The organism is Exiguobacterium sp. s36 (genome assembly GCF_018618345.1).
Taxonomy (GTDB): domain Bacteria; phylum Bacillota; class Bacilli; order Exiguobacteriales; family Exiguobacteriaceae; genus Exiguobacterium; species Exiguobacterium chiriqhucha.
On record NZ_JACSLW010000001.1, the window covers coordinates 860,742 to 874,888 of the forward strand.

Genomic DNA, 14,147 nt, shown 5'->3' on the forward strand with positions numbered 1-14,147 from the left:
TATTTCAAATTGACGCTCGACGAATTGAAGGGCGCGCCGAATCGGATTCACGCGACGGGTGGGTTCGCCCAGTCAAGCCTGTGGCGCCAGATGATGGCCGACATCTTCGATACGCCGGTCGTCGTGCCGGAGAGCCACGAGAGCTCGTGTTTAGGAGCGATCATGCTCGGCGAGTATGCGTTTGGCTACAACGACGACTTCACCGCCGTGCCGCAAGTGACGCATGAACATGCGCCAAATCATGAAGTGACCACGATTTACCAGGAGTTGCTGCCGATCTACATCCGACTCTCCCGTCATCTCGCAGAAGAGTATGAAGCGATTGCCGCGTTTCAGCGGAAGCATGTATAAGAAAAGACCAAGTTCATTGCGAACTTGGTCTTTCGTTTACGCCCATTGGAGGCGCATAAATTTAGGATAAACATTCTCTAAACAATTCAACAATAGAACATAATGTTGAATTACTTTACCAGGATTAAAGTATCCATCATCAATGATATACGAGTAGTAATTCACACTTACTTGCCCCTCATTTTCGATGAATCTTGCGAAACGGTAATCTTGGTTTAATGTGTTAAGAAGATACAACAAGTCCTCTTTTTTCATTGGATTCGTTATGTCTGCAAGCCCCCATACGTTAATATCAACAATCGTTTCGTCTGCATTGAATATGATACCAAATAGGACATTTCCTCCGCCTTTAATTGTTTCTTGCATACGGAATCCTGTATCTCCGTTCTCTAATTTCACTTCTTCCATAAAAACTTCTAACTCATTAATATGATCTCGAAAAGCTTCCACATTAGACATACGTACCCTCCTAATAAATGTATTCAGAATCTGTACAATGTATTTATTAGAGGTCGAGTATTTCTTTTCTTGTTTCTATTGTTTGAATTTTATTATTAATATTTACGCTCATCTACCACTTATTTTTTGTAGGTCACCATGACGAACTGTCCGGACGTGCGTTGGCTCGCCAGTTTCAACTTCGTCTCTTTCGTGCCTTCCGGGAAGAGCGGAATCCCTTCTCCTAATACGATCGGTGCAATGGCGATCTCATAGCTGTCGATCAAGTCGTGCGCCATCGCCGCCTTGATGATTTCGCCTCCCCCGACAATCCAAATGTCCCCGTCGATGTCTTGCTTTAATCGTTCAATGAGCTGTTCGATCGGCTCATCGGTGAACGTGACGTGCTCAGCTTCCCGGTCCGGGCTCCGCGTCAAAATATAGTTCGGAATCTTGTCGTACGGGTAACCGTCCGGCTCAAGCACGAGCACTTCCTCATACGTCTTCCGTCCCATGATGACTGCCTCGACCGTTTGGAAGAAGTCGGCGTAGCCGTTATCCCCTTCCCCAACGACTTCGAACAACCAGTCGAGCTGGTCGTTCGTGCGCGCAATCTTTCCATCCAAACTTGTCGCGATATATAAGACGACGTTTGCCATGATGAATTCCTCCTTGATTCGTGATACATTCAGCTTACTTGATAAACACGACAAAACATGACGGGAATGGATAAGATGAAAAAACGACATCTGTACTTAATTCGATTGTTGAATCGGGGACGACGCTTCACGGCGGACGAACTCGCTCTTGAGACGGGTGCCTCGGTCCGGACGATTCAACGCGACATGCTGACGCTCGAAGAACTCGGCTATCCGATTTGGAGCATACCCGGCACAGGCGGTGGCTATGAGATGTTGTCGAACCGATTGCTCCCGCCGCTCCAGCTCCGGGAACAGGAAGCGGTCGCGCTCTACCTCACCCTCAAATGGATGGAACAGATTCCGGACGTGCCGTTCGGTGAACTACGCGACACACTGTCCGACTGGTACGTGAACGAATTACCGCACGACCTCGAAACGAAAATCGCCCGGCTCGAAAAGAACATCCTCTGGCTCGGAAACAAGACCGTCCCATCGGCCCCATTCACGAAGGACGTGTTTCAAGCAGTCGAGCAACGACGCAACATTGAGGTGACGTACGCGACGACGAAAGGCAGCCGCACGTTCACCGTCGCCCCGGTCGGGATGGCGCTCCTCGATTCGAAATGGTATGTGTATGGTCTCTCGGAATACGGGCTACGCCAATATCGGATTGACCGGATTGAAGCGCTGCGCCTGCTCGATGAGACGTTCGAAGCGGACGATTTGGCGACGCTGCTCGAGGCGAGTGACGACCGAAGCGGCGGGACCGTCCGGCTCAACATCACCCCGCTCGGCCGCCGTCTGCTTGAAGACGTATTACCCGATATCGCTGAAAAGAATGAGTGGGACGTACCGGAAGCCGAGTTGCCTTTCTTGTCGCGGCAATTGCTCGCGGCCGGGGCGGAAGTCGAGGTCGTCGAGCCGACTGAACTGCGGGAGATGATGCGAGAGCAGGCGGAGCGGTTATGGAACCGGTATCGTTAATCAAATCGATGCTTTGTCCTCATATAAGAATTGTCTTTATATGGTAATATGAGTCCATATTGCTACATGTAAAGGAGCGTTCGCATGACCAAGCTATCGTTTTCAAAATTATTTGTCTCAATCAGTGTCATCTCATTGTTCGCTATCATGGTGTACCTTAACGTCTCGACGCTCGAACTGAACGAGACGATCGGTTCAGGGCTGTTCTACTTGAAAGGCTATTATGAGGAAGGCAACATGATCGTCACCGAGCAAGGGATTGGCATCATCACGCTGCCGCTCGCTATCGGTCTCGTCGCTTCGACACTCATCAAAGGCGCTCAATTTTATCGTGCCTCGTCGGTTACGAACTAACCTTCTCATCTCGGACAAAGAGCCCAACCGTAAATCGGTTGAGCTCTTTTTTCAATTCGCTTGGTCCATCTCTTTATGCAGTTTGAGCAATTCATTCTTGTACAAATCCGAGCGTCCTCCAAAGATGGCCTGGATGTTATTTTTCACTTTCACGACCCCGGCTGCCCCGAGTGCCTTCAACTCGTCCTCATCGATTTGGGACACATCTTTCAATTCGACACGGAGACGTGTGAAACAGGCATCGATATCGATGATGTTGTCACGGCCACCGAGCGCCTCTTGAATGGCAAGTGCCGTCGTTTGGATTGATGTCTTTCCTGATTTCTTTTCATTGTAGTCTTTGCGGGTAAACAGTTTCGTCTCTTGTCCCCCTCGTCCCGGCGTCGCCAAGTTCCATTTTTTAATCGCGAACGTGAAGATGCCGTAATAGACGAAGAAGAATCCGGCCCCAACGACGAGGTTCATCCACCAGCGCGGCGTCCCTGGCAACACATTCACCAAGACATAGTCAATCAATCCCGAGCCACCGTCCCAGCCGATATGGGCGTCAAGAGCGTACATGAGCGCAAACGACACCCCTGTCAACACACTATGCACGACGTAAAGAAGTGGTGCAATGAATAAGAACGTGAACTCGATCGGTTCGGTGATCCCGGTCAAGAACGCCGTCCCTGCCGCTGCGAGCAAGAGGCCACGCACGACGGGACGCTTGTCCGGGTCGGCCTGACGGTACATGGCGAACGCCGCTCCAAGAAGACCGAACATGACGATCGGGAACTTGCCGGCCATAAAGCGTCCGGCCGTCACGTCGACACCTTCTGCGATTTGAGCGAGGAAAATATATTGGTCCCCGCTCACAATCGAACCGCCAACCGTCGCCGTGCCGCCAAGTGACGTCCATAAGAACGGTGCGTACCAGATGTGATGTAATCCGGTCGGAATCAATAACCGTTCGAGCATTCCGTATAACCCGACGTAAGCCGGATTCGTCGCATCACTCGCGATGACGTTCGCTATCGCCGTGAGGCCGGTCTGAATCGGCGGCCAAATGAGCATCATAAAGAAACCGAGCAAGATGGAGAAGAATACCATGACGATACCGACCGAACGATCTCCGGCGAAAAAGCCGAGCATCTCTGGCGGGTTGAACGTGTGGAATTTTTTATACACCCAGACCGCAAGCAAGCCGACCGCGATCCCACCGAGCACACCCGTCTCAAGTGACGGGATACCAAGCAACATGCCGTACTCCCCGCTCTCAGCCGCCATTTCCGGTGTGATCCCAAGGGCAATCGAAATCGTCGTGTTCATGATGACGTAGCCGACGAGTGCGGCAAGTGCCGCAATTCCCGACCCGCCGGACAGACCAACCGCGACGCCAATCGCAAAGATGATTGGCAAGTTGGCGAAGATACTCAACCCGATTTGAAGCATCCCGGCACTGATCGCTTCGACCGTCCCGTTCTGTAAAAACGTCCAACTTTCTGCAAGCGGACCTGTTAGCGCCGCGCCGAGACCAAGTAAAATACCGGCCGCCGGCAAGAGCGCGACTGGTACCATGAGCGCCTTCCCGAATTTTTGAAATACCCCGAACTATTGACTCATTTGATTCACTACTCATGTGTAAGCGTTATCAATTCACAAAACGAACAAAGGGGAATAACTCCCCTTCGTCTTTAGCGTGCGACCGTCTCCCGTTGTTTGAGGGCCGGCCAATAGTTTTCGTTCTCGTTAATCAAATCGTCAAGGATTTGACGTGCGACCGGCGCATCGACGACGGTCCGGTTGAGCGTGAGTGCCTGAAGTGCCTTTTCATAGCTGTTCTCGAAATAGGCGTCGACGACGAGCTGTTCGTAGGCGAGCTGTCCTTCAATCATCCCTTTGTAGAAGCGAGGAATGTGTCCGACAGCGAACGGCTTCGGTCCACGGTTCGTGAGCATCGCCGGCACTTCGACCATCGCATCATCCGGCAAGTTAGCGATGATGCCGTCGTTCTTCACCATGACGATGAAGATGTCGCCATTGTTGTAGGCGAGTGACGCTGCGACGCGAATCATGTAGCAACCGTGGATGTCGACTTCAAGATGCACGTTCTCTAGCGAGTCGTCAGCGATGATTTGATCGCACGTCGAGAAGACACGTTGTTGGCGGCCGTTGATGACTTGACGGGCCCGCGTGTTCTCTACGTCTTCCTTCTCCACCATGTCGGACGGATACAAATAATACTGAAGGTACGTGTTCGGCAAGTATTCCGGGAAGTCGGTGAGCATCTTCTCGACTTGCTTGAACGTCTTGATCCAAGATGGGTCGTTTGCGATCTCTGAGTCTTCTGGGATAAACCCGTCCTCTAAGATGGCGCGCTTGATGTCTTCCGTCAATTCGTTGCCTTCTTTGTCATAGATGCCTGTGAACCAACCGAAGTGGTTGAGGCCGAAGTATTCCGGCACGAGATCCCAAATTTCTTTGCCAAGAATCTTCGCGTAGCTCACCATGATTGCGGCCGGCATGTCACAGATATTCAAAATCTTTTTGTCATTCGGGTAGGCACGCTTCAACGCCTCAGCGACGATTGCGGCCGGGTTCGTATAATTTAAGATCCAACCGTCCGGTGAGCCTTGGCGGATGTCTGCGACGAGATCAATCATGTCCCCAATCGACCGCATCCCGTACGACATCCCACCCGGTCCACACGTCTCTTGTCCAACCACGCCGTGACGGAGCGGAATCTGTTCATCTTTCTCGCGCATCTCCAGGCCGCCCGTTCGAATTTGAACGAAGAAGAAGTCCTTGTCGCGGAAGGCGTATTCTTTGTCCGTCGTATACTCGAACAGCTCGAGCTCTGGGTAATGCTCACGCAAGATGATTTCAGTCGCTTTGGCGACACGCTCCTGGCGCTCACCATCCGTATCGTAAAACGTGATTGAACGTAGTGGGAAGTGACCCTTCTCTTCGATCAAGCTCATAATCATACCGATTGTGTACGTGCTGCCGCCACCGACGACGACGAGGCGTTGTCCTTGTTTCATGTGTGCGTTCCCCTTTCTAATACATATCTTATTGATTACAATACAAATTTAATACATATTATTTTAAACGTCAACAATATTTTTGAAAACATTTTACTTTGTGTATACTAGAAGTATGAATTCAGGTCGAAATCGGAGGGTCAGTCATGAAAGCAAAATCACCGCTCTACCAACAAGTCGCCCACAAAATGCGCACGTTTATCGAGTCCGGCACGTGGGCGCCCGGTGAGGCGATTCCGACCGAGGCTCAACTCGTCGAAGAGTTCAGCGTCAGTCGAGTGACTGTCCGGCAGGCGGTCAAATTGCTCCAAGAGGAAGGTCTCTTATGGAAACGACAGGGCAGCGGCACATACGTCCAGTCCGAAAAGATTGAACACAACATGTACGAATTAAAAAGCTTCACGGAAGACATGAAACGAGAAGGGAAAGAAGTGACGAACAAAGTACTCACCTTCACGTTGCAGCCACCGAGTGAGAAAGTGCGAGAGGCACTCGAACTCGAAGATGGCGAGCTCGTCTTCTACGTGAGGCGCCAACGATTCGCAGACGGCGAACCGCTCATCGTCGAGGACACATACTTGCCGCTAAAGCTGTTCCCCGACTTGACGTACGAAGTGATGTCGCAATCGAAGTACGCCTATATCGAAGAAGTCAAACAGTTCAAGATTGCGGACAGCGTCCAAGAGTTCATCCCGGTGCTTCCGACAAAAGAGATTGCCGAGATGCTCGGAGTGAGTGAACGAACGCCCGTACTCAAAGTCGAACTCTATTCGTTTCTTATGGATGGCAGTCGGTTTGAGTTCACAGAAACGTATTTCAAGAGTGAAGAATACCGCTTCATCATCCGCGCCGGACGAAGACATTAAAAAGGACCTGTGAATCAAACGATTCACAGGTCCTTCGTCAGTTAATGACAATCGACAACTTATAATTGACGTACTTACTGAGCCCGTCCAAAAAGGCGTTCAGCTCTTGGTTCGACGGGAATCGGCATTCCAAGACGTAACAGCCGTCCCCGCTCACCTTGTAGTTATTGCGGACGTACGGCCGGTGTTCCTCGAGGAACATGAGATACGGGTCGTGGAATGTGCTCGACGTAAAGATGGTGATCATCGCGTGGACCGGTAGCCCGAGCTTGTCCTCGTTCACGCGAATCGTATATCCTTCAATGATACCGAGGTCTTCGAGCTTCTTGACGCGCGTCGCTGTCGCCTGCCCGGTCAAGTGCACGTGTGCCCCGAGTTCTTTCATCGTTATCCGGCTGTTCGCCTGTAGCGCCTCGATGATGAGGCGGTCTGTTGGATCGAGCATAGGTGACTCCTTTCACGGTTCAAGCCAATCCGTCCAAACACTTGATTCGTGTTATGTATGAAACGACGGTTGCTTGTTAGACTGTACATACATTATAGCTAAAAGGAGAGATTTTTCTATGCACGTACAACTGATCCGTAATGCCACACTCCGCGTCGAATACGCCGGGAAAACGTTCCTCATCGACCCATTCCTCGGGGAGAAAGGCGCCTATCCACCGTTCCCGAACTCGGAACGGCAAGACGCTAATCCATTGGCCGACCTACCAATCGCGATCGACGACATTCTGACAGGCGTCGATGCCGTCATTTTGACCCACCTGCATCTCGATCACTACGACGAGGTCGCGAAACAAGTTCTGCCGAAAGCGATTCCGCTGTTCGTTCAAAACGAGGACGATTTGACTGTCATTGAAGGCGATGGCTTCACGAACGTGACCGTGTTGAGCGACACGACAGCATTCGAAGGAATCAGACTCACGAAGACAGCCGGGGAGCATGGTCGCGGACCGATTTTGGAAATGACCGGTCTCGTGTGCGGTGTCGTCTTCACCCACCCTACGGAACAGACGCTCTATGTCGCCGGGGACACGGTCTGGTATGACGAAGTCGCCAAGACGATTCAAGCGCATCAACCAGCAGTCATCGTCGTCAACGCCGGGGACAACCAATTCGTCGAAGGCGGGTCGCTCGTCATGAACGAAGAGGACGTCCGCCATGTTCACGAGGCTGCCCCGTCGGCGACGATTATCGCGGTCCATATGGAAGCGGTCAACCATTGGAAACTATCGCGTCCTGACTTACGTACCTATGCGGCATCACACGGCTTCGCCGATCGCCTCATCGTTCCTGAAGACGGCGAGACGATTTCACGCTAACGAAACGACGGCCCTGACCTTTCACGTCAGGGCCGTTTTTAGCTTCATTTTTGCCTTCTTGTTATGGTATTCTAAGCTTCATACCGATACCACGTCACCCGTTTTTTGCCTAGAGGGAGTTTTGTTTGGATGATGAAACGTGTCATTTTGCTCATGTCGATTTTTTTGTTGATCAGCTCCCTGTCACAGGCAGCGATTCCGAAACCGAAAGCTTATAACGACCGCAGCCTCATCTATTTGACGCTCGATGACGGGCCGAATCGGAAGACGGGAGCGCTGCTTGACGTCTTGAAGAAACATCGGGTCAAAGCGACATTTTTCATCCTTGGGAAAAATATCAAGGGAAATGAGCACCTCATCCGACGCATCGTCGCCGAAGGCCATCTCATCGCCTTGCACGGGATGACCCACGTGCGCGAGGAGTTTTATGCGTCACCAATAACGGCCGTGCGTCAAATGAAGGACGTGCAACGTCTCATTTATGAAGTGACAGGCATTCATACGAATATGGCTCGTACGATTTACGGTAGTGACGCAGGCATGACGCCTGCGCACTGGCAAGCGATGGACGAGGCCGGTTTTGAGATTTGGGACTGGAACGTAGGCAGTCTCGATCATATTTATAAGAAAGACAACGACCCGATCGAGCAGCGTGTGTTCAATCGGCTCGAGGCGAATTACGAGATGAATATCGCCTCCATCATCTTGGCACACGATCACTCGATGACACCGCAAGCGCTCGATACGATTATCCGCTATGCGAAAGAACGCAATTATGAGTTCCGGACGTTAGAAGGGGTACATCCCCCGTACAACTTTTTCAATCCTTGGGAACCGAATGAATAGTGAATGCCCCCACATCGATGAATGTGGGGGCATTGCTCAATCACTAGACATAACGACCGAAGCTTCATTCCGATGGTTAAAGGGGATTACACCAGAAATGAAATGAGTCCATTCAATTAAATTTCTCCTCCGAACAAGTAAAACATGAAGACGATATATAGCACGCCTAAAGGAAGAGAGAGTAAGGAAACATATTTCATAAATCCTTTTTCTTTCAGACGAAAAGCAGTAATCCCATAGACGATACCAATCAAATAAATAATAAAACCAATTGGAATAGCAATCATCGACCACTTTCCGAATGTGATATTAAATGGTGGGAAAATCATATAGACTATAAAAATCCCAATCACACTTAATAAGAGAGAGTACTTACTATATTTTAGATTCAAGTACATGACGCTCCTTTGTTTTGGGTGATTTGATGGTATTATTTATTCGTCTTTTGTCATTAATATCCTTTTATTCAGGTATTTCATTTGTGCGGCGATTTAATTTGAGATACGCCTATCTTAAAAAGCGCTACCATGACTAAAAAGCTAACGATCTACACGTTATTCATTTCGCTCCTGAAATACCTCAACGTCTCGGGAGAAACCCAGTATTTGTCGTTCACACGTGTAGTGTCGTGAACTTGAATCGGGTAAAGACTAACGTCAATCATGCCGGCACCGTCTAACACCACCGCTCTACAACAGGAAGGTGTGTATGTTGATGAGAAAACGTTTGATTTTGTTCGTATTGGCGATTCTACTGATTAGTCCCTTGTCGCACACCGAGGCGGCGACACCGAAAGCGTACAACGACCGCAGCCTCATCTATTTGACATTTGACGACGGGCCGCACCGTCAAACCGGCGCATTGCTCGACGTGTTGAAGAAACATAAGGTCAAAGCCACGTTTTTCATTCTAGGCAACAACATCAAAGGCAACGAGAAAATGCTCAGACGAATCGTCGCAGAAGGTCACCTCATCGCGCTTCACGGGATGACGCACGACCGGCATAAATTTTACCGTACACCGACGACGGCCGTACGTGAGATGCAGGACGTCCAAAGGCTCGTCTTCCGAGTGACAGGCGTCAAATCAAACATCGTCCGCACCCCGTACGGCAGCGACCCGTACATGACGCTGGCGCATCGGCGTGCGATGACGAAAGCGGGCTTTCAAATGTGGGACTGGAATATCGACAGTCTCGACTATCGGTATAAGACAGACAACCGCCGCGTCCAAAACCAAGTGTTCGCTCGGCTCGATGCGAACTACAAAACAAGAATCGCCTCAATCATCCTGACCCACGACCACTCCATCACTCCGACCGCGCTCGACTACATCATCCGCAACGCGAAAGCGAAAAAACGCGGCTATGCGTTCAGAACGCTGCAAGGGCTTAAAAATCCGCACAACTTCTTCAATAAATGGAAACCACACCGGTAAACAAAAATGCTGAGCCCGCGGGCTCAGCATTTTGTATCACATCTCGAGTTCTGTGAACGCAAGCGGGACGAGCTCTTCTAGCGTCACTTCTTTCACGTCGGCGTTGCCGTTCGTGAGCAACACTTTGAAGTCCGGGTCGCCGAACTCGACGAGCACTTGGCGGCAGATACTGCATGGCGGTAAGAAGTCGACCGTGTCGCCTGACACCGCGACGGCTTCGAAGTCACCTTTTTTATAACCTTGCGCGACCGCTGTGAAGATGGCCGTACGCTCGGCACAGTTCGTCGCACCGAACGAGACGTTCTCGACGTTGACACCGTCGATGACCGTACCGTCCTTCATGAGAAGCGCTGCTCCGACGCGGAAGTTCGAATACGGCGAGTAGGCGTTCTCTTTCACTTGGCGCGCACGCTCGACTAATTGTTGTTGGTTCATGGGATCATTGTCCTCTCTGACTCGAAATGAACTGATGCCAGTTCCCGGCCTCTCTTTTTTGGGCAGGATTTTTAGCATACACCTCATGCGATAGAGAAGTCAATGAAATTTTGAAAGCGGTCACAATCTTTTATCATTTTTGAAACGTCAGCTCGACCGTCCCGCTCCCAAACAGCGGTTCAAGCGTCGCAAAATCCTCGACCCGACCGATGCGCGTATATGCATAGCTTGTCTCGACGTCTTTATAAAACAAGACGAGACAGTCATCTCCATACAGCATGACATCCCCGGCCCGAATCGAGCCGACACGTTCCGGGTTCGTCGGGAACGGTTCATTAAAATAGAAATACTTCTCGTTCTGATGCAAGTCCTGCATCGACAACGTGAGTGGCAGACGGGCTTGGAGCGCTTCGGCTGTCGGGTTGGTTTCGAAACGTATTAAGACGTTTAGTTCTTCCACTTGTGACGTCACTCCTTCCTGATTCTCCGGCTTCCTCACCGTGTCGTCCCCACACCCAGCGAGAAACAACATGGAAGCGACTAATCCGAGCCGGATGACGATCATGACGTCTGAACGACACGGGCCGGTGTCCCGGCGACCGTCACATTGTCCGGGACGTCTTTCGTCACCGTCGCGTCAGCTGCGACGATGGCGTTCTCGCCGATGGTGACACCCGGCAAAATCGTCGCCCCGGCCCCGATCCAGGCGTTCCGTTTCACGCGAATCGGCTTCGTGATCAAGCCGCGCCGTTCGGTCGGGTCGGTCGGATGGTTGACCGTCAGCAACTTGGCGAACGGGCCGATCAAGACGTGGTCCTCGATGTCGATTCCGCCGAGATCGGTGAACATGACACCGCGGTTGATGAAGATGTCTGTCCCGAGCGTGATGTGTTTCCCGAAATCGGTATAGAACGGTGGCAGCACCGTGACCGAGTCCGCGACGTCTTGCCCGAGCAGCTCCGAGAGCGTCCGCTGGAACTCGTCTTTCGGCAAGTACTGATAATTCAGGCGCATGAGTGTCGGCTCGATGGCTCGTTGAATGTGATGAATCTCTTCAAAGACGGCTTCGCCCGCTGCGATCGTTCGACCGGACACGCGTTCTCTCAATTCGTTACCCATCATCACACCTGTTGTTTCGTCGGACGGATGATGAGGTTGCTGACAGAGACCCGGTCCGGTGTGTCGATGGCGTAGACGACCGCTTCAGCCACGTCCTCGCTCGTCAATCCCCACTCGGTTTGCGCCTCATGGAGCGCCTGGGCGGCTTGTTTGTCACTGATCGTGTTGTACAGTTCGGTCTGGACGGCTCCCGGTGAGATGATCGTCGATTTGACGTTGTTCTCCCGCTGTTCTTGGCGCAAGCCTTCCATGATGGCGCGGACCGCAAACTTCGTCCCGCAGTAGACTGCTGACTCCGGATAGACAACGTGGCCGGCCACCGAATCCGTCGCGATGATATGACCCGACTGTTGACGTTCCATGATTGGAAGCACGGCGGCAATCCCGTTCAACACCCCGGTCACGTTCACATCGAGCATGGCCTGCCATTCGTCACGGCGCCCGTCGACGAGAGGCGCGGTCGGCATGATGCCAGCGTTATTGAACAAGACATCGATTGTCCCGAACGTGTCGAGTGCCGTCTTCACCACCGCCTCAACAGCTGCGTAGTCCGTGACATCGGCTTGCTGGATGACGATGTCAGCCTCGGGATGCTTCGCTTGGATGGCTTCCAACCGGTCGAGACGACGGGCGGCGAGCACGAGTTTCGCGCCCCGTTCGGCCAATAGATGGGCCGTCGCTTCGCCGATCCCGCTCGACGCCCCCATGATGATGACAACTTTGTTGATGGTCATAATCCATTCCTCCTTTGAATGACTCTAGTATAGGAACGGACAAGCGTCATGTCTAATGCTACTATTTGATTAAGAACCATAACGAAAACGCATGGAGGGATGACATGGAGCTACAACAACTACGGTACTTCCTCGCCGTCGCGAGCGAAAAGAACATCACGCGCGCGGCCGAACATTTACGGCTGTCGCAACCGGCGCTGTCCCGGCAAATCCATCAACTCGAGGACAGTCTCGGTGGACCGTTGTTCGAGCGGAGCCAAGGCGGCGTCACGCTGACGGAACGAGGCTACTATTTGGCCGAACACGCCAAAGAGATGGTCCGTCTGGCCGATAAGATCTCGATCAACTTGAACACGGCGACACCCGTCAGCGGAGAACTGTACATCGGCGGTGGTGAGACGGAGACGCTCACCTCGGTCATCGAGACGTTCCGACAGATGAAACAGCTTCATCCCGACGTCAAGTTGCGCCTGTATAGCGGCAACGGAGACGACGTGATCGACAAGCTGGACCGAGGCATTCTCGATTTCGGGGTCGTCATCGAGCCGATCAACCTGGCCACGTACGCCTCGCGCGAGCTCCCTCATGTCGATCGTTGGGGCATCATGACGCGCCGCGACAGCCCAATCGGACAAAAGCATGCCATCGAGACCGAGGATTTGCTCAACTTGCCGCTCATCTTGTCAGAGCAGTCGCTCGTCGACCGGCATTTGTCGGCCCGGCTCGGCGTCGATTTGAGTGAAGCCGACGTCGTCGCGACGTACAACCTGCTCTATAACGCCTCGCTCCTCGTCCGGGAAGGCATCGGCCACGCGCTCTGTCTCGACGGAATCATCAACACGCAAGGGACCGAGTTGGTGTTCGTCCCGCTCCATCCCCCCCTCACGTCTTCCGTCCATTTGATTTGGAAGAACGGGAGTCGCCTGTCGAACGTCGCCTCGACATTTTTAGAGCTGTTCGACGAACGGGAAACGGCCACCTAAACACGGCGGCCGGAATCGAGGCGCAATATGTGCGCCAACTGCTCGTTCATCTCGTCCGGGGTGGCCGCAAAGTCGTGTTCGGCCCAATGGATGATCATCCCGACGATGGCGTTTGCTTGATACGAACAGAACAACGCATGGTCAATCTCGTCTTGCTTGTGCGACGCTGTGTCGCGGAGGAGCAACTTGCGCACTTCGTCGAACAACATGTAATAGTACGCGAGCGGTACGTTTTTCGAGAAGACGATGCGATAGAAATCGACGTACGTCTGGACGTGATGAAAGATACGGATCGTCGACGGCTCGAGTTCACGCGGGTTGAGCAACTCCACATGTCGATATGGTTCCTCATACGACTTGGCGAGGTCGGCCGTAATCTCTTGGAAGTACTCCTCGAACACGTCCTCGACCCGGGCATAATGCAAATAAAACGTGCCCCGATTGACATTTGCCACACGACAAAGTGCTGAAATCGTCACTTGTTCGAGCGAATGATTCTTCAATAATTCGACGAGCGCTTCATGGAGCGCTCGTTTTGTTTTGACGACACGCAAGTCCGGCTTCATAGTTTGCACATTCCCCTCAACAGTTATGGCTGGAAGTGTTGATTA

The 14,147-nt window shown here is 52.0% G+C and carries 17 protein-coding genes and 1 pseudogene; 8 read left to right on the top strand and 10 right to left on the bottom strand.

Annotated elements, in window-relative coordinates; translation table 11 throughout:
- Positions 1 to 9 precede the first annotated feature (9 nt).
- Positions 10 to 351, top strand: a pseudogene (locus tag KNP95_RS04245) (FGGY-family carbohydrate kinase); the annotation flags it as partial.
- A 36-nt stretch (positions 352 to 387) separates the two neighbouring features.
- Here KNP95_RS04245 and KNP95_RS04250 read toward each other — a convergent pair.
- Complete coding sequence (locus KNP95_RS04250; RefSeq protein WP_214835641.1) at positions 388 to 810, bottom strand: hypothetical protein; 423 nt, start codon at positions 808 to 810, stop codon at positions 388 to 390.
- A 119-nt stretch (positions 811 to 929) separates the two neighbouring features.
- Positions 930 to 1,448 carry a dihydrofolate reductase family protein gene (locus KNP95_RS04255; protein ID WP_214835643.1) on the bottom strand — a complete coding sequence of 173 codons (519 nt, stop codon included), beginning with the start codon at positions 1,446 to 1,448 and terminating at the stop codon, positions 930 to 932.
- 75 nt (positions 1,449 to 1,523) lie between these two features.
- On the opposite strand from KNP95_RS04255, the gene KNP95_RS04260 reads away from it, so the two are divergent.
- Together KNP95_RS04260 and KNP95_RS04265 are read left to right on the top strand one after the other, a co-directional pair.
- The gene (locus tag KNP95_RS04260) at positions 1,524 to 2,414 is read left to right on the top strand and encodes a helix-turn-helix transcriptional regulator (RefSeq protein WP_214835645.1); all 891 of its coding nucleotides are present in this window, start codon (positions 1,524 to 1,526) and stop codon (positions 2,412 to 2,414) included.
- Between the two features lie 84 nt (positions 2,415 to 2,498).
- A complete protein-coding gene (locus KNP95_RS04265) occupies positions 2,499 to 2,768 on the top strand; it encodes a hypothetical protein (protein ID WP_214830310.1) in 270 nt (89 codons plus the stop codon).
- 51 nt (positions 2,769 to 2,819) lie between these two features.
- Here the strand turns inward: KNP95_RS04265 and KNP95_RS04270 are convergent, their stop codons facing one another.
- Together KNP95_RS04270 and KNP95_RS04275 are read right to left on the bottom strand one after the other, a co-directional pair.
- A complete protein-coding gene (locus KNP95_RS04270) occupies positions 2,820 to 4,328 on the bottom strand; it encodes a PTS transporter subunit EIIC (protein WP_214835647.1) in 1,509 nt (502 codons plus the stop codon).
- A gap of 116 nt (positions 4,329 to 4,444) precedes the next feature.
- Complete coding sequence (locus tag KNP95_RS04275; RefSeq protein ID WP_214835649.1) at positions 4,445 to 5,794, bottom strand: 6-phospho-alpha-glucosidase; 1,350 nt, start codon at positions 5,792 to 5,794, stop codon at positions 4,445 to 4,447.
- 146 nt (positions 5,795 to 5,940) lie between these two features.
- Here KNP95_RS04275 and KNP95_RS04280 point away from each other — a divergent pair, with 146 nt between their 5' ends.
- Positions 5,941 to 6,660: a GntR family transcriptional regulator gene (locus KNP95_RS04280; RefSeq protein WP_029594765.1), complete on the top strand. Its 720-nt coding sequence runs from the start codon at positions 5,941 to 5,943 to the stop codon at positions 6,658 to 6,660.
- Positions 6,661 to 6,697: 37 nt separating this feature from the next.
- Here KNP95_RS04280 and KNP95_RS04285 read toward each other — a convergent pair whose 3' ends face one another.
- Positions 6,698 to 7,105: an Lrp/AsnC family transcriptional regulator gene (locus KNP95_RS04285; protein ID WP_029594764.1), complete on the bottom strand. Its 408-nt coding sequence runs from the start codon at positions 7,103 to 7,105 to the stop codon at positions 6,698 to 6,700.
- A gap of 118 nt (positions 7,106 to 7,223) precedes the next feature.
- Between KNP95_RS04285 and KNP95_RS04290 the strand changes: the two genes are divergently transcribed.
- The 3 genes from KNP95_RS04290 to KNP95_RS04300 all read left to right on the top strand — a co-directional run bounded on the left by KNP95_RS04290 (position 7,224) and on the right by KNP95_RS04300 (position 10,265).
- On the top strand, positions 7,224 to 7,982 hold the full coding sequence (locus KNP95_RS04290) for an MBL fold metallo-hydrolase (protein WP_214835650.1): 759 nt from the start codon (positions 7,224 to 7,226) through the stop codon (positions 7,980 to 7,982).
- Between the two features lie 129 nt (positions 7,983 to 8,111).
- Positions 8,112 to 8,828 carry a polysaccharide deacetylase family protein gene (locus KNP95_RS04295; protein ID WP_214835653.1) on the top strand — a complete coding sequence of 239 codons (717 nt, stop codon included), beginning with the start codon at positions 8,112 to 8,114 and terminating at the stop codon, positions 8,826 to 8,828.
- Between the two features lie 714 nt (positions 8,829 to 9,542).
- Positions 9,543 to 10,265 (top strand): polysaccharide deacetylase family protein, encoded by a 723-nt coding sequence (locus KNP95_RS04300; protein WP_214835656.1) that lies wholly within the window; start codon positions 9,543 to 9,545, stop codon positions 10,263 to 10,265.
- Between the two features lie 36 nt (positions 10,266 to 10,301).
- On the opposite strand, the gene KNP95_RS04305 is transcribed toward KNP95_RS04300, so the two are convergent.
- The 4 genes from KNP95_RS04305 to KNP95_RS04320 form a co-directional block, all read right to left on the bottom strand.
- Positions 10,302 to 10,700 carry a cytidine deaminase gene (locus KNP95_RS04305; protein WP_021066236.1) on the bottom strand — a complete coding sequence of 133 codons (399 nt, stop codon included), beginning with the start codon at positions 10,698 to 10,700 and terminating at the stop codon, positions 10,302 to 10,304.
- Positions 10,701 to 10,833: 133 nt separating this feature from the next.
- Positions 10,834 to 11,199, bottom strand: a complete 366-nt coding sequence (locus tag KNP95_RS04310) for a cyclophilin-like fold protein (protein WP_214835659.1) — start codon at positions 11,197 to 11,199, stop codon at positions 10,834 to 10,836.
- A gap of 62 nt (positions 11,200 to 11,261) precedes the next feature.
- Entirely contained in the window at positions 11,262 to 11,822 is a 561-nt protein-coding gene (locus tag KNP95_RS04315; RefSeq protein WP_214835662.1) for a sugar O-acetyltransferase, read from the bottom strand.
- Complete coding sequence (locus KNP95_RS04320) at positions 11,822 to 12,553, bottom strand: SDR family oxidoreductase (protein WP_131471375.1); 732 nt, start codon at positions 12,551 to 12,553, stop codon at positions 11,822 to 11,824. The genes KNP95_RS04315 and KNP95_RS04320 overlap by 1 nt, the downstream gene beginning before the upstream one ends.
- 104 nt (positions 12,554 to 12,657) lie before the next feature.
- On the opposite strand from KNP95_RS04320, the gene KNP95_RS04325 reads away from it, so the two are divergent.
- The gene (locus KNP95_RS04325) at positions 12,658 to 13,536 is read left to right on the top strand and encodes a LysR family transcriptional regulator (RefSeq protein WP_214835665.1); all 879 of its coding nucleotides are present in this window, start codon (positions 12,658 to 12,660) and stop codon (positions 13,534 to 13,536) included.
- Here KNP95_RS04325 and KNP95_RS04330 read toward each other — a convergent pair.
- Positions 13,533 to 14,102 carry a TetR/AcrR family transcriptional regulator gene (locus KNP95_RS04330; RefSeq protein ID WP_214835668.1) on the bottom strand — a complete coding sequence of 190 codons (570 nt, stop codon included), beginning with the start codon at positions 14,100 to 14,102 and terminating at the stop codon, positions 13,533 to 13,535. The two genes, KNP95_RS04325 and KNP95_RS04330, sit on opposite strands and share 4 nt — an antisense overlap.
- Positions 14,103 to 14,147: the final 45 nt, after the last annotated feature.

Excerpts from the sequence above, each read along its gene's own strand:
- KNP95_RS04250 (WP_214835641.1), bottom strand. The coding sequence starts at position 810 with ATGTCTAATGTGGAAGCTTTTCGAGATCATATTAATGAGTTAGAAGTT.
- KNP95_RS04255 (WP_214835643.1), bottom strand. The coding sequence starts at position 1,448 with ATGGCAAACGTCGTCTTATATATCGCGACAAGTTTGGATGGAAAGATT.
- KNP95_RS04260 (WP_214835645.1), top strand. The coding sequence starts at position 1,524 with ATGAAAAAACGACATCTGTACTTAATTCGATTGTTGAATCGGGGACGA.
- KNP95_RS04265 (WP_214830310.1), top strand. The coding sequence starts at position 2,499 with ATGACCAAGCTATCGTTTTCAAAATTATTTGTCTCAATCAGTGTCATC.
- KNP95_RS04270 (WP_214835647.1), bottom strand. The coding sequence starts at position 4,328 with ATGGTACCAGTCGCGCTCTTGCCGGCGGCCGGTATTTTACTTGGTCTC.
- KNP95_RS04275 (WP_214835649.1), bottom strand. The coding sequence starts at position 5,794 with ATGAAACAAGGACAACGCCTCGTCGTCGTCGGTGGCGGCAGCACGTAC.
- KNP95_RS04280 (WP_029594765.1), top strand. The coding sequence starts at position 5,941 with ATGAAAGCAAAATCACCGCTCTACCAACAAGTCGCCCACAAAATGCGC.
- KNP95_RS04285 (WP_029594764.1), bottom strand. The coding sequence starts at position 7,105 with ATGCTCGATCCAACAGACCGCCTCATCATCGAGGCGCTACAGGCGAAC.
- KNP95_RS04290 (WP_214835650.1), top strand. The coding sequence starts at position 7,224 with ATGCACGTACAACTGATCCGTAATGCCACACTCCGCGTCGAATACGCC.
- KNP95_RS04295 (WP_214835653.1), top strand. The coding sequence starts at position 8,112 with ATGATGAAACGTGTCATTTTGCTCATGTCGATTTTTTTGTTGATCAGC.
- KNP95_RS04300 (WP_214835656.1), top strand. The coding sequence starts at position 9,543 with ATGAGAAAACGTTTGATTTTGTTCGTATTGGCGATTCTACTGATTAGT.
- KNP95_RS04305 (WP_021066236.1), bottom strand. The coding sequence starts at position 10,700 with ATGAACCAACAACAATTAGTCGAGCGTGCGCGCCAAGTGAAAGAGAAC.
- KNP95_RS04315 (WP_214835662.1), bottom strand. The coding sequence starts at position 11,822 with ATGATGGGTAACGAATTGAGAGAACGCGTGTCCGGTCGAACGATCGCA.
- KNP95_RS04320 (WP_131471375.1), bottom strand. The coding sequence starts at position 12,553 with ATGACCATCAACAAAGTTGTCATCATCATGGGGGCGTCGAGCGGGATC.
- KNP95_RS04325 (WP_214835665.1), top strand. The coding sequence starts at position 12,658 with ATGGAGCTACAACAACTACGGTACTTCCTCGCCGTCGCGAGCGAAAAG.
- KNP95_RS04330 (WP_214835668.1), bottom strand. The coding sequence starts at position 14,102 with ATGAAGCCGGACTTGCGTGTCGTCAAAACAAAACGAGCGCTCCATGAA.